A 15,388-nucleotide genomic window follows, 5' to 3' on the forward strand; every position below is an offset into this window, starting at 1 on the left:
GGTATCGTCAAGGGGATTACAAGCATTTGCTCATGCCAGAGCAGAATGGCATGAGATACCATCTCCCCTGGTAGAACTTCTCGCTCTCCATCGTACTCGTAAAAAAGTGGGGGCTCGGAAAATCTGGATCGTAAACGGTACCTAGGTTTTCCAGAGAGAGTTTTTTCTCGGACGTCTTCGTATTTTTTTTCGTTCATTTTCCCGGAGTGGGTACGTTGAGGAGAATATGACGCGAAGTCTCCCCAAGAAAGTCGAAGCCGCCTATCACCGCACTGATCCGCTGGAGCAGCGACGCCCCATGATGCAAGCATCGGCTGATTTCGCCCTTCCACTGGTAGCATGAGATAGGCAATGCTCTTCGCTCTCCATATCGAGGTTGCTCACAAGCTTGTGGGCATGGCCCCCGCTGCGTTTTTTGAGTACGCCACGGGCCTGAACCACATGAACTATCGTCGAGGACGTGGCTACGCAGCCTTCATGGCCAAGCGCGAGCAAGTCGAAGCACATTCGGACTCGCTACTGCTGCGCATGCTCCAGAAACGCGGCGTCCCAGACGCCGAATTTCGAGGATTCAAAGAGGAAATCCCCCAGGGACACTCGGCGATCATGCTCTACGGGCTAGGTTTGCTCAACGAGCATACGTCACCACCAACCCGAGAACTGGTCGCCATGTTCGATGCGTCCGACAAACGGCTATGTCAATTGTCGGACACAGACGTGTCCGGCTTTTTCGACGAGATAGGCCCGCAGTCCGAGCTTGGGCCTGCCTACTGCGCAACGTTGGCGGTGGCGGGTATCCGAGGTCCCACGCTGGAGCTGACCGCACCTGAGCGGGCCGCCTTCAATCTGGCCCTGAACCGGCGCGCCAACATGGCGCTGTCATTCCTGGCTGCAGTGGACCACGAAATCGGGCATTGGATTGGACGGACCGGGGTGCCAGACGCCTTGGCGGGTCTCCCCAGATTTGCAGTGCTGTTGGCACCGCCTGGACCAACTCATCGGCGTCGCCATACCCCGGCTGACCCTACCGCGCGCCTCGTAGATTTCATTGGCGCCGTCGGCTACTACTTGCGCGAAGGCCGCTGGCCTGAGCGCCCGCTCCCTATCGCGGACATGGGCACCCAGGCAGATCTATCAGGGACACGGCTTGGCGAGGGCGATCGGTTCGTTCGCGGCTTGAGAAGTGGCAAGGCCCAGCTAACTCGAAAGTCATTCAGAACACTGGTCCACACCCAACTCTGGACCACCAAGGCGAAGGCGTCTGATCTCGATGACCAAGCGGACCTGCTTGAAACCTACCTGGTGGCCGCACTCTTGTTGAGCCTACTCCTGCCAGACCACCTAACCACCGCGGGCCACATGGACCGCACGGGTTGGCGGGAGGCCTATCTGGGATGGTGGGAGCGGCATAGACACCGCTACCCACCCCCGGCCCCGTCGACAGGCCCACCGCCCCCAGCTTGGCTGATCGATCCGTAGTCAGCGCTTCGCAGGGGCGTTGCTGCGGTTGCCGCCAGACGGCATCCCAGGCTTGGTCGACGGCCACCCAGCGGGGCCTCGAGCGCCGCCGGCAGTCGAGCCGCCCTTCGAGCCACCACCTGCCTTCCCAGCCGATCCACCATTACCCTTTGCCATATTCGTCTCCTTGTTAGCCCCACACGGGGCAAGGAAAGCTTGAACGTTGGCGCACTCCGATTAAGCCCTGAAAGTTCACAGGTGGACGTTGCGCTGGTGAGGCTGGCGTAGGCCCCACCATGGAGCTAAATTGAAGTATCCGTGTTAGCGGACGTGGGGAACCCTCTCGAAAAAAGAATGTCCCCCCATTCATCATCGATGCTATTCTCCCAAATGCTTTTGACGAAGCGCCAAAAGCGAGAAAGGAAGCATCAGGGGGATGCATGTTGGAAAAGGATTATTACGAAGTACTGGGAATCCGTCCCAGTGCGTCAATCGATGAAATCGACCTCGCGTACAAGGGGCGGCGGAGCCAGTATCACCCGGATCGTTACGCCAGTTCCGATTCCGAAACCCTCGCCTGGGCCACGGAAAAAATGAAGGAACTGAACGCGGCATACTCCATCCTGAAGGATAAGAGTGAGCGAGCACGGTTTGATCAACAGCGTGGGAAGCAATCTGCCAAGCCGGCAGCTTCACCACCGCCCATTCCCGAGCCGGACGAGCGCAGCCCGTTGCTGGATTTTCTTCAACGGTATGTACCGGACAATGAGTTCTTCCAGAAGATACATGTCGCTCCCAACATCCCGCAGAAAAAGCTGGGTGGCGCCCTGGAAAGCTATGGCCGTGGGCTGACCCCCCGTAATGTCATCGCGCTGATCGACGACACCGTCTTCGGGAGTGCTAAAGAGGGTGTGCTTATCACGGAGCAAGAGCTCAGGTTCAAGGCGGTATTCGAATCCCCCTGCTCGGTCCAGGTGGAAAAAATCGGCAGCATCGAGGCTTATAAGAGCAGGATCACGGTCAACGGGCAGGAATTTGGCAAACTGAACGTGCCGGACTCAGATGAAGTCCATCAGTTCTTTGACTTCTTCAATGCCTTTTGTCGGCAGCGCCACGCCGATGCGCCGCGCGAGACCAAGCACAAGCGCCCGGCTTCTGCCGGAACAGGGCACCAAGCCCTCACGCTGCTGGAAAAGGGCTACTACAAGAGCTTTGAGCAAAACATAGACAGGAGGATCAGTACTACTCAAGGAGCGGAGCAAGCGGTCCTGCAGCTCGCCAGCCGGCTTCTGCCGATCTCCCTGTCGCTTGCAAAATGGATCGAATCGGAGAGCGGTGTTCCTCGCGAACTGCGCTCACTCTGGATGAGCGACGCCATTCGCTTTGAGCTCCTTATCTACTCGACCGCTGCCGCTGAGCACTTGATCAGAGCAAATATCCCTGACGGGCGTGAGTATGCGGATGAGATTGCAGCAGCTACCGCGACCACCCTGCTGATCGAATGCATCATCGAGGTCAGTGGTTTCAGTGAGATCCGAGGTCTCCACAAGATGGAAACCATCCAGCAAGAGCTGAGGAAGTCGGGATTCTTCAACGAGTTCATGCGCAGATGGGGCCGATACAAGCTCCTGATATCAGAAAGGGATGCCTCCGGCCTGATTGATGAGTTCGAGCATTCCATCCGCTCGCCCGCACTAATGGAGCTCTACCCAGTGACCGCTTTCGGCAACCAGTTCCTGGGTTTCATGCACGAGGCAACAGATAGATATCTGCCCACGAATGCCATTCCCGGGTTTCTGGATGACATCGATGACGATATCGAGAGCGCGCTTCTTGAGTGGATCGCCTAGTGCCAATAAATGACTGCTTCGAATTCAAGGAATGACCGTGAAGAAACTGGCCGCACTTTATTTCATCATTGCAATCATCTTCGCTTTCTACGGGAACTGGTGGGGCGACGACGCTTACAGGGGCTTTGCATACAACGTGGGCAAGTCAATCATCTGGCCTGCAATTATCTTCCCGTCGCTGGGGAAGATACTCGGCGGCATTGTACTGCTTGGCGTACTCGGTCTGGTCTTGGCATCGAAGAAGTGAACCACATGGCGAAGAACGCAACAATCATCCTCATGGCGATGATCGTCTCGATGCTGCTTGTGGCATGCGACGGAAAGTCGCGAAGCAGATATGTAGCTAGTTGTACCGCTCAGGGCATCCCGAAGGAACTGTGCTCGTGCACCTACAAGGAGCTGAAAGGCAAGTTCAGCAGCAGCCAGATCGACGACTATGTCCGAGTCGAGAAGCTCCCGGACCGGGAATGGAATGGGACAATGGTCGACGCACTTGAGAGCTGCGGGGTCGGTAAAGAAGCCGCCTTCATAATGAGGCGCGCATTTGGGCTTGACCAGCCGGCAGGCCTTCCAGATCCGGCACTTGCTAAGCCCCCTGCAACGCCTCAGCAGGATTCTCAGCTTCCCCTGCAAGAACCCGCTTTCTCGCAATGCGGAAAGGACGCTGACTGCAAGGGTGACCGGATATGTGAGTCTGGCCAGTGCATGGCACCTTCCAATGCTGGTTCCATTCAGTCACCTGCGGAGCCTGTGCACTCGTCGCTATCAACTGACGCGACGACATGCACAAATGCTGAGCGACGGATCTTCAGCTGCACCACCACAAACCAGAAGGAGGTAACGCTGTGCGATTCCGGCTCGGCACTGCGTTACATCTTCGCGCGACGTACGGAGAAGTCCGAGATGAACCTCTCTGTCCCCCACAGCATGGTGTCAGTGGCACGAACCTCGTCGATGGACACGGTTAGAATTCCTACAGGAAATACGGTCTACAGCATCTTCGACCGGATCGGTGAGAATGGGGCCCGGGAAGCGGGCGTCAATGTCGAGATTAGCGGCCGTCACGTCGCAACAGTTCAGTGCGAGCCATCGTCCGTCGAAAGCCTGATCGACAACCTTCGTCCATAGATGAGGGTGCGCTGGATTTCTTCGTGTAACCGGGATCTGGGCTACATCTGAGGGATGTCGCCCGTCAAACTGGATCGCAGATCGGTTCAGGGCCACCTTCCCATCACGAATCGGCGAGGTCCATCATTTGGTCATGTTACGCAATGCTAGGCACTTCCTACTTGAGCGTACTCACGATGTTTCCAGTTCTGATCTCAATTTCCTGCCAGCGACCCGTTATCACAAAATCTTAGGACAGCCCTACAGCAGACGGCTCCTGCCGCTGCTCAGGAGTAGTCGCTGATGACATGAATGCTCCTCCCGGCGCGGTGGATGGCGTCGCCAACCAACTTCTCGAATGCGCCGTCGTCACACTCTCCGCGGTATCGATGAGCGTGAGCCATAACTCGATGCCGCTCTGTAGCCCCAGATTTGAGACCCGCACCTATTGGCTGCGGCATCCAGGTTCCAAATGCCGTGACCGAGAACCGGGACTCGTGTGCCGTCAGGGAGTTTGAGGGCCTTCATCTTTCTAACCAATCGAAGGTTCATGCCATCATCTAGGCACGCCTCCTGCATTGGTGAACCAACCTATGACCCCTTCTGAGTCATATCACGAAGCGCTTAGCCCCCACCGCCATTACGACACACTCGCCAATGCAGCCCTGACACTGATGGGAACAGTCATCACGGGCGCCCCTGCCCTATATGCTTCCGTGTCTAAGCACGACGGCACAGAAGCGATACTTGCGTTAAGCGCGATCATCATTGCCTTCGCAGTGAATAGCTATCGCCGCTTGGACAGTTACGCGGTGATCGCCTTGAATGTCGCCGCTGCCATTGAACGAGGCGACAAGGCAATTCTCCCTGGAAACCTGGGATTCGCACAGGTTTTTAAGGAGCTCAGGCACTTCCCAATGATGGCCTCGAACAGAACGTCATGGACGTTCCGGCGGATTCGTGCCATCGGCTACGGCTCGGCATTTCTTTTCTTGGCCGTGGCAGCAAGTATCGCTGCTGAACGTATCGCCTCGAGCTGACCAAACATCAGCTCGGACTGGTCCAAGCACAATACTCGACAGGCGGAAATCCACGCTGCTAGCCATAAGCAAGCGCGGAAACAGCTAAGTCCGACGACTTCTGATTCATGGTGCTCGTTCGTGCGTCATCCATACGGACCGCACCCGACATCGCTGGGGCACCTGGCTCAACGCGCTTGCGGAACTGTCGACTCCCCGTATCTCAATGCCAGGCTAAATTAGAGGTTTCCGGGTCGTTGACGGCAAGGTAGCTGACAACGCCTCGTCACTGATCTGACCAGAGCCATTATGAACAAAAGGCCCGAGCGTGACCCCGGGCCTTCTGTTTTTCCAAAATGTACTATCTCCGCACCCGCTTACATCATCTGGAAGGTAGTCACTCCCTGTTGTCGATGAAGCAAGTGGAAAGATTGGTTCGCAGAGCCTTCGGTACCGAGGAATGCTGGTTCGGCGCTCGAAGTCTCCGGTCCGGATTGCGCGATGTCGCCATATCCTGCCATTGCATCGATCAACTGCTGTAGTTCACTAGATCGGGTGATGGACTGCTCGCGCATTACGGGCACAGGCATGTCCACATTGGCAGCCATGCCCTGCCGATCCATTTCGAAAGGTAGAAGCTGCTCGTAATGCTCCTCCACATGCCAGGCCGCTTCGTCCTTCAGTCCTGGCAAAGCTGCCCAATCCGAATTCAATGGCCGCCAGGGCGTGATGGATGCCAGTAGATCCCTCCGATCCGAAGAGTAGCCTGATGAAACCAAGTCAAAGATCGGACGACCGTTTATCCGAGCACCCATGCCAAGCGAGGAGTTCAACACATCCTCATCGTCAACGATCAGCTGATGAGGCACATATCCCCCTGCCCCGCTCCCACCCCGCGTCATGCCGCCCCCTTGTACTTCCATGCTGGCAGGTACGCCCATCAGGCTGTCCATATCAGGCAACACCTTCATGACGGATGCATCCGACAGCGACATCGGGGCCAACATGGACTGAGCACTTGGCAAAGGCGCCAGCAATGCATTGATACTGGCTGCCGAAATGCCATAGCCGTCGGCGGGTTGCACATAGTCGATTGCATAGTCACCGCTGGCATCGAAGTGCTTGTATACGCGCACCTGCTGGCCAGCATCGCCATCCACCATGATGACCAGATCATCGCCATCCTGATGGAAGCTCAGACGGGTGCGGTTGATGCTCTTGCTGGCCGAGTTGAACAGCAGCCAATCGGTACCGCCGCCACTGTTATCAATGACATCGGCACCACCGCCATAGACATACTTGTCGTCGCCGGCACCGCCGAACATCGTGTCATCGCCGTCCTCGCCCACCAGGGTGTCATTGCCGTTGCCACCCATGAGGATGTCGTTACCGGAACCCGAGTAGCTGCCGTTTCCGCCGGACAGATAATCGTCACCATCCCCGCCGACCAACTTGTCGTCGCCTCCGAACCCGAACATCGTGTCGTTGCCCGCCATGCCCGTGATCAGGTCGCGACCGGAACTTCCCAGCAATTGTTCACCATTTGCGGTGCCGGTGACGACGTTGGGGTAGTCATTGTCATTACCCTCATCTACGCCGTCGCCCGGGTTGCCGGTACCTGGGCCCGGATCGCCACCACCTGGCTCACCACCGCCCGGATAACCAGATTGAGCCAATGCGTTAATCGCCGCAGTGTTGAGCATGTTGCCACTGGATGGCTGGACGAAGTCCAGCGCCATATCCCCCCCGAGGAAGTGATCGGTCACACGTACGAACCCGCTGGCACTACCATCCACCGTAATGACCAGGTCATCGCCATCACGGTAGAACGTCAAGTCATTGGCAGTGATCCCATTGTCGAAGAACACGCCATCGGTACCGCCACCAGTATTGTCGATGGTGTCCTGGCCACCGCCGTACACGTAGTTGTCGTTGCCTGCCCCCCCGATCAGGGCGTTGACGCCATCCTCGCCAACCAGCGTATCCGCACCAGCCCCACCTTCCAGACGATCATCGCCCGAACCAGAGCCGCTGCCATTACCACCGGACAGGTAATCATTGCCATCGCCGCCCTGCAAAGTGTCGTTCCCACCCATGCCGAACAACTGGTCATTACCAGCCAGCCCCTTGATCAGGTCTTTACCGGAGCTGCCCACCAATTGCTCCGCCGCAGACGTACCCTCGATGACTTGATCATACTCGCCACCAGTATTCCCCCCTGCCACAAGCTGGTTGATTTGAGCCGTGGTGAGGTAGAAGCCACCGTCCGGCTGCACGTAGTCGATTGCTGCATTGCCACCGAGGAAGTGATCAAGCACGCGAACTGCCGGCGTCGAGGCAGCATCAATGAAGATGACCAGATCATCCCCATCACGACCAAAGGACAGCCGCTCCCGCGTAATACCATTGGTGAAGAAAACACCGTCAAAGCCACCATCACTGTTGTCGATGACATCGCTGCCCGACGTGGCATCGACGATGTATTTGTCGTCGCCCGCGCCACCTATCAAGGTGTCATCATCGCCGCCGCCCACTAGCGTGTCGTTACCTGCACCGCCGTTAATCACGTTGGCCGCGCTATTGCCAGCAATGTAGTTATCAAGTGCATTGCCAGTGCCGCTGATGGCAACACCGCCGGTGAGGAACAGGTTCTCCAGGTTTTCCGACAACACATACGAGGCCGATGCCTGCACCTGATCCGTACCGGCATTGGCCGCTTCGACGGTCACGTCATCGGCGTGGTTGACGATATAGTTGTCATCGCCTGTTCCACCCTCCATGTGGTCGACGCCTGCGCCACCATCGAGATAGTCATTGCCCGCACCGCCGTACAGCGTGTCGGCACCGTTGCCTCCGAACAGATTGTCGTCACCGTCCAGACCGTACAACGTGTCGTCACCGTCCCAGCCACCCAGGCTATTATTGCCCGCGTTGCCGGTGATGACGTTGTTCAACGCGTTGCCGTTGCCGGTGGTCACGCCGCTGCGAAGAATCAGATTCTCAACGTTGTCCTCCAGCACCAGATTGGTCTCGAACACGCGCTCGACCGTGTCAATGCCTTCGTCTGCATACTCGTGCACGCTGTCTTCGGCGGACACGGCCACGTAGTAGTCATCGCCCGCACCGCCATACAGCACATCGGCCCCAGCACCACCTTCAATGCGGTTGTTGCCGGCATTGCCCCGAATCAGGTTGTCGCCCGCATTGCCGGTTGCATTGAGATCCGCCGTGCCAAGTAGCGTCAGATTCTCCAGGGTCTCGCCCAAGGTGTAACTGATGCTGGCTTCCACCGTATCGATGCCTTCGTTGGCCAGCTCAACAACCACATCCCCCGCATTGTCCACCACGTAGGTGTCATCGCCCAAGCCGCCGATCAAGTTATCGGCACCCGCCCCACCATCCAACCGGTTACCGTGCTGGTTGCCGGTCAAGGCCTGGCTGCCGGCACCGGCGACGCCTTCATAGGCATAGTCCACCAATATCAGGTTCTCGATGTTGTCCGATAACGTGTAGCTATACGCGCTGGACTGCACCGTATCCGTGCCTTCCCCGGCCAGTTCGATCACTGCGTCCGCACTGTCGTCCACGCGGTAGAGGTCATCACCCGCACCGCCGACCAACTGGTCCTTGCCGAAACTGCCATCGAGCACGTCATTGCCTGCGCCACCTTCCAGCAGATCATCCCCCTCGCCGCCATTCAGCACGTCATTGCCATTGCCGCCTTGCAGCCAATCTTCACCGGCACCGCCCATGAGCGTGTCGTTGCCATCCAATCCCTGCAAATGGTTATTGCCAGCATTGCCGGTAAGCGCATTGTCCAAGGCATTGCCGGTCGCGTTGATGTCTGCAGTTCCGGTCAGCTCAATCTTCTCGACGTGGTCGGGCAGGGCGAAACTGACGCTGCTGCGCACCAGGTCAATGCCGCCATCAGCCACTTCCACCACCACGTCGCCGGCGTCATCGACCACATAGATGTCATCACCGGCACCACCGGAAAGCTGGTCGGCACCGGTACCGCCATCGAGCAAGTCATTGCCCTGGCCACCGATCAGGATATCGTCGCCGTCCTGACCGTACAGGGCATCATCGCCTGCACCGCCATCCAGCATGTCCGCGCCGCTACCGGCCCGGATGGTGTCATTGCCAGCCTGCCCATTGATGGTGTTGTCCAGCGTGTTGCCGTCGATCACGTCATCCAGCAAGGTGCCCAGCAATGTCTTTGCATCAACCGCTGCAGCATCCAATATCCATGGCGCTCCATCACCAATGTCGATGACCAAGCCGCGCAAGGCTAACTGGGTGTTCGCATCGAAGAAGCTGACCAAACGAATCTGGTCAGTCGAAGACCCCACGAAGCACAACAGCAACGCCGTACCATCACGACGTAAGTAAACATCGCCTGCCGACACGCCCGAAAGATGAATCGTGCTTAGGCCTTGGGTGTCATTGAGGATGTCCTGACCATCGCCAACCGCGAAGTGGTAGTGATCATCGCCCTCACCACCTTCAAGTTGGTCGTTGCCCAGCCCGCCGATCAAATTGTCATCACCGGCACCGCCTCGCAGGATGTCGCTGCCAACACCGCCGTCCAGCACGTCGTCACCCTCATCACCTTGAAGCGTGTCGATGCCAACACCACCGCTGATCGTGTCATTGCCCAAGCCGCCGAAGATCGTGTCGTTGCCATCCTGACCTTGCAAGGTGTCGTTGCCAGCATTGCCATACAGGGTGTCGTCGCCCTCACCGCCGATGATGGTGTCATCGCTGGCATAACCCAAAAGCGTGTCTTTTCCTGAGGTTGGCAACAGCACCAGCGCCTTGACCGCTTCCACATCCCAAACTGTATCGTCGGCAAAGCGGACTTGGTCAAGCTGGTAGTTTCCAGCAGCATCGTTTGCAAAGTAACTGGAAACCGTGACCTTGTCTTCGCTACCCGTAAAAGTCAGCACCAAATCATCGTTGATTCGGCGTGCGAACACGTCTGCCGGCAGGATGCCTTGCCCGAATTGCAACACATCGACACGACCATCACCGGCATCGTAGTTGCTGATGGTGTCTCTACCATCCCCCACATTGAAGAGGTAGGTATCCGAGCCGATGCCGCCGTTGAGGTTGTCATTGCCCGCGCCGCCGTGAAGCACATCATCTCCGGCATCGCCCTTGAGTGTATCGTCACCTTCACCGCCCAACAGCGAATCATTTCCTTCTCCACCGGACAGTGTGTCGTTGCCGGCTTCACCCTTCAGCACATCGTTGCCGGCATTGCCGGAAATGGTGTCATTGCCCGCGCCACCAGCAATCACGTCATCCGAGGCATAGCCTTGCAATGTGTCATTTCCGCTGGTGGGTGCCATCACCAATGCCTTGATGGCATTCACGTCCCAGACCGTATCGGGCACTCCGGCAAACCGGATTTCATCAAGCTGATAACCGCCCGCGGCATCCGAGATGAAGTAATTGGAGATCGTCACCTTGTCATCAGTGCCATTGATCGTCAGCACCAAATGGTTGTTGATGCGCCGAACCGTGACGTTGGCTGGATCGATGGTCTGGCCAAATAAAAGCACATCGACGCGACCATCACCGGCATCGTAGTTGCCGATGGTGTCCTGGCCATCACCAGCATTGAAAAGATAAGTGTCCGAACCGGCACCGCCGCTGAGATTGTCGTTACCCACACCACCGTGAAGCGCATCATCACCGGCATCACCATTGAGCGAATCATCGCCTTCGCCGCCTAGCAGCGAATCGTTTCCGTCTCCACCAGACAGTATGTCGTTGCCGGATTCACCCTCCAGCACATCATTGCCGGCGTTGCCGTAAATTGTGTCATTGCCCACGCCACCGGCAATTACGTCAACGGATGCATACCCTTGCAAGGTGTCGTTTCCGCTAGTGGGGACCAGTACCAGTGTCTTGATGGCATTCACGTCCCAGACCGTACCTGGCGCTCCAGCGAACCGGATTTCGTCAAGCTGATAACCGCCCGCGCCATCCGAGATGAAGTAGTTGGAAACTGTCACCTTGTCTTCGGTTTCATTGATCGCCAGCACGAGATGATTATTGATGCGCCGAACCGTGACATTAGCTGGGTCGACGTTTGGGCCAAACAAAAGCACATCAACCCGGCCACTACCGGAATCGTAATTGTTGATCGTGTCCTGTCCATCACCCACGTCGAAAAGGTAGGTATCCGAGCCAGTACCTCCATCCAGTGCATCGTTGCCCGCACCGCCTGTCAGCGCGTCATTGCCGCCGTTACCATAAAGCGTGTCGTTTCCGCCTCCGCCGGTCAGGGTGTCGTTGATCTCGTAGCCGTAAATCTTGTCGGCCCCTTCGGTCGGCACCTGCACCAGGGCCTTGACCAGTTCGATATTCCAGGCCGTGCCATCGGCGAACCGGACTTCTTCAAGCCTGTAATGGCTGGCCGCATCCTGTAAGAAGTAATTGGATACCGTTATCTTGTCATCGGTGCCATTGATGGTCAGCACCAGGCTCTGACCATCACGTCTGGCCAGAACGTTTTCTGGCTCGATACCCACGCCGAACTCAATGGCATCCACACGGCTGGCAGAGGAGTCGTAGTTCTGGATGGTGTCTTGGCCATCACCAAGGTTGAATACGTAAATATCCGACCCTTCTCCGCCATCCAACGTGTCGTTGCCCAAGCCACCAATGAGACGGTCATTACCACCATAGCCGTACACCGTGTCGTTGCCACCAAGCGCAGCGATGGTGTCATCGCTGGCATACCCATACAGGTTATCCGCGTTTTCGGTGGGTACCAGCACCGCCGCTTTGATGTCCGCCACGTTCCACGCTGTGCCGTCGGCGAACCGGATTTCGTTCAACTGGTAACCGCCTGCGGCATCGCCATTGAAGTAATTGCTGATCGTCACCTTGTCGTTACTGCCGGCAAACGTCAGCACCAGATTCGTGCCGGAGCGGCGCACGGTGACGTTCGTTGCCTCGATGTCTTCGCCAAACTGCAACACATCGAAACGGCCAATGCTGGCATCGTAATTGTCGATGGTGTCCTGACCATCACCGGCATTGAAGACATAGGTGTCCGATCCGGCACCTCCCGACAAGTTATCGTTGCCGAGGCCGCCTTCTAAAAGATCGTCACCGCCGTTTCCGAAAACATTGTCATTGCCCGCGAGCCCTGTCAGCGTGTCATTGCCAGCGTACCCATACAGGTTGTCATTTCCTTCCGTCGGTACCTGCACCATTGGCTTAAGGACGTCGACCGTCCAAACGGTGCCATCCGCGAAACGGATCTGATCGAGTTGATACCCGCCCGCACCATCGGATGTGAAGTAGTTACTGACCGTGATCCGGTCAGCGGTGCCATTTATGGACAGGATCAGACTGTTATTGAGGCGCGTAGCGGTTACACCATCAGGGAAAATACCGTCACCGAGTACAAGTACATCAAATCGTCCGGGGCCAACGTCGTAGTTATTGATTACGTCCTGACCATCGCCGTAGTTGTATATGTATATATCAGAGCCGCTGCCGCCTGAAAGATTATCATTACCGGAATCACCGATGATGCGATCATCGCCTGCACCACCGTCAAGCACATCGCTCCCTTCTCCCCCGAGAAGAATATCTTTGCCATTTTCTCCGTATAGCGAATCGTTACCGGAATTACCCATGAGTACATCACCGCCAGCCCCCCCGCGAATGACGTCTCTGCCCTGACTCCCCCAGATGACGTTATTCCGGTTATCCCCCGTGGCATTGTCGGTCGCAACTATGACGCCCGCTTCAGTCAACGCATCAACGCCTTCGACCGAATCTAGAGAGGACGTAATCCACGATGACAGAAGGCTCCTGCCATCCCATCCCGCGAGGGAAAGAGAAGCGCCACCGTATCTATAGAGATCGACCAAATCCTCGACTGCCCCCGCAAGATCTGTGGCTCGATTAATATCAAGCATCAAATTCAATGGCGCGATGTCAAATACTGCCGTTCCCGCAACCAAATCGACCGTCACCGCGCTCAGGTAGTCCTTGAGTCGAGTTCTCAACACCAGCCCCGCATACAACGACTCTTTGAGGTCATCATACGCCTCCATCAGGGCAGATAATTGCTCTTCTTGAAGCGCAACATCTAGAACTTGCGAGTTTGGTGAATTGTCCTTCCAATGATAAGTATTTCCGCCAGTTGACACTCCATTAGCTTGAAAGCTCAGAAATGTCGAACCATTAAATCGCTCCAGAATTGATACGATTGGTCCGATTAGCCCGTGCTGTGCTTCCTTCCAAGCTTCGACAGCCAATACGCCCTCAGCAGCAATAGACACTGGAACGGACGCATAAAATCTTAAAGAACGCGATACTGCCCCGGATTGCTCAAGGATATCCTCACTACTCTGCATGGTTGAAGTCGCAGCCCATAAGGAAAGAACTTCGTCTAGCGAACCATGCATTTCATTCCTTGAAACTCCAGGCTGGAATGACTGAAGAAGTGCAAGTAAACCAGGAGACAGAGTTGCAGATTCCGCGAGATCGCGCACTGCTCCACGCCCATGGAGCAAGGGAAGAGCTTTTGATTCATCATTAGGATCAACAGGGTTTAAAGAGCCACTGAAATCACTGAAAAAATGACTCATTGCAAGCAAAAGGTCGCCCGCCAAACCTTCCGTCCCATCCGTACGCGTGAACGCACCTCTGTTATCGATCACATTACCGTTACCAAGATCAAGATCAGAAGTAATCTTTGGAGTCAGCGCAATGGATACAACCCCACCCTCCTCCATTGTGAACATCTCTCCTGCTTGGGAGATTCCATCTTGATTAAGATCTCTCCACAGACGAACGTCTGCGAAGAATGCGTCCGCAGCATCAAAAGCGCCATCTCCGTTCTGATCCAAATCAGCTAATGCTGAAAATCCCGATGTCGCGGTACCGCCGGAGGACAGAATTGTATCGGCTCCGAACAATTCGCGCCCGCTGTCAATCATCCCATTGCCGTTCCGATCCAGGACAAGCATCGCATCGTCGGAACTTATCCAGCCCGTACCGCTTTTTACACCGTCCCCATCGTGATCAAAAAGTACATTTCCCGTCGCAGGTGTTGTCTCAATACCATCACCATCTAGGTCGAGAACCAGTGGATCACGCCTAGGAATAAATTCTCTCGCACGATCGAACAAATCTCTGATCTTTTCAGAGAGCTCACTCCACTTGTCAGCGACCGCCTCTTTCGCTTTATCCGCGTTCTCCGAAAAATACTTCTCTATATCATCCCAAGTTATTTGACGAGGAGCATCGGGCAACCCATTGGGCCAGGTAGGTGACGGCCATTCAACTCGCGGATCACCGGTTGGAATTTCTTTATCAAACTTGTCTTTAGGGTTCGCACGCCAGTCTTGCTCGGGTTTCCATACCGGGGTCTGGGAATCAGGCGGTACCGATGTATCAATCTCAGTGCCATTGGGAATCTTTGGCCGGACAGCTTCGATTACCTCCCGCCAAGAACCGCCTCCTTGATCACGAAGTTGATTTCCAATCTCAATCCCGATTTCATTATTGTACAAATCGACAGCATGATCATTCTCATAATCACTACCGGGGAATACAGGAAATTCATGAGCATCTAAAATTGCCCGGGCACGAGTCTCTCCATACATCCGCGTCAACTCAGCTGCAAGTAGTATGTGGCGATAAGCATCAGCTGGACCGTCCTTCCGCCCTGGAAGTTGTGAGTCAACGGATTCACGCTGCGCTCTTGACGCCGCTCCATTGGTGAAATAATCCTCCCACCACTCGACGCCGTTTGCTCTGGTCGTGCCGCTTCCCATATCTCCGCTCCTTAGTTAGTCACTATCGGCCGATTGACGTTTACAGATCACCCTACTTCCCGAATCACTATCTAACCAAGCAATGTAGTGATATGAACTAATCGAGCTATCATCGCCCTCAAGCAAGCAGCTACTTCTAAAA

6 protein-coding genes are annotated in these 15,388 nt (G+C 56.0%); 5 read left to right on the forward strand and 1 reads right to left on the reverse strand.

Translation table 11 applies throughout. The annotated features are described in order from the left end of the window. Positions 1-351 precede the first annotated feature (351 nt). The 5 genes from ACVOLI_RS01170 to ACVOLI_RS01190 all read left to right on the forward strand — a co-directional run bounded on the left by ACVOLI_RS01170 (position 352) and on the right by ACVOLI_RS01190 (position 5,455). The gene (locus tag ACVOLI_RS01170) at positions 352-1,479 is read left to right on the forward strand and encodes a hypothetical protein (RefSeq protein WP_481533189.1); all 1,128 of its coding nucleotides are present in this window, start codon (positions 352-354) and stop codon (positions 1,477-1,479) included. A gap of 419 nt (positions 1,480-1,898) precedes the next feature. After that, positions 1,899-3,308, forward strand: coding sequence for a J domain-containing protein (locus ACVOLI_RS01175; protein ID WP_481533190.1), 1,410 nt, complete (start codon positions 1,899-1,901; stop codon positions 3,306-3,308). Positions 3,309-3,345: 37 nt separating this feature from the next. Then, the gene (locus ACVOLI_RS01180; protein ID WP_481533191.1) at positions 3,346-3,555 is read left to right on the forward strand and encodes a hypothetical protein; all 210 of its coding nucleotides are present in this window, start codon (positions 3,346-3,348) and stop codon (positions 3,553-3,555) included. A gap of 5 nt (positions 3,556-3,560) precedes the next feature. Then, entirely contained in the window at positions 3,561-4,436 is an 876-nt protein-coding gene (locus tag ACVOLI_RS01185; RefSeq protein WP_481533192.1) for a hypothetical protein, read from the forward strand. Between the two features lie 572 nt (positions 4,437-5,008). Continuing rightward, positions 5,009-5,455, forward strand: a complete 447-nt coding sequence (locus ACVOLI_RS01190) for a hypothetical protein (protein WP_481533193.1) — start codon at positions 5,009-5,011, stop codon at positions 5,453-5,455. 356 nt (positions 5,456-5,811) lie between these two features. Here the strand turns inward: ACVOLI_RS01190 and ACVOLI_RS01195 are convergent, their stop codons facing one another. Beyond that, complete coding sequence (locus tag ACVOLI_RS01195; RefSeq protein WP_481533194.1) at positions 5,812-15,246, reverse strand: calcium-binding protein; 9,435 nt, start codon at positions 15,244-15,246, stop codon at positions 5,812-5,814. Positions 15,247-15,388 lie beyond the last annotated feature (142 nt).

Source organism: Stenotrophomonas sp. STEN029 (assembly GCF_056760015.1).

Excerpts from the sequence above, each read along its gene's own strand:
- ACVOLI_RS01170 (WP_481533189.1), top strand. The coding sequence starts at position 352 with ATGCTCTTCGCTCTCCATATCGAGGTTGCTCACAAGCTTGTGGGCATG.
- ACVOLI_RS01175 (WP_481533190.1), top strand. The coding sequence starts at position 1,899 with ATGTTGGAAAAGGATTATTACGAAGTACTGGGAATCCGTCCCAGTGCG.
- ACVOLI_RS01185 (WP_481533192.1), top strand. The coding sequence starts at position 3,561 with ATGGCGAAGAACGCAACAATCATCCTCATGGCGATGATCGTCTCGATG.
- ACVOLI_RS01190 (WP_481533193.1), top strand. The coding sequence starts at position 5,009 with ATGACCCCTTCTGAGTCATATCACGAAGCGCTTAGCCCCCACCGCCAT.
- ACVOLI_RS01195 (WP_481533194.1), bottom strand. The coding sequence starts at position 15,246 with ATGGGAAGCGGCACGACCAGAGCAAACGGCGTCGAGTGGTGGGAGGAT.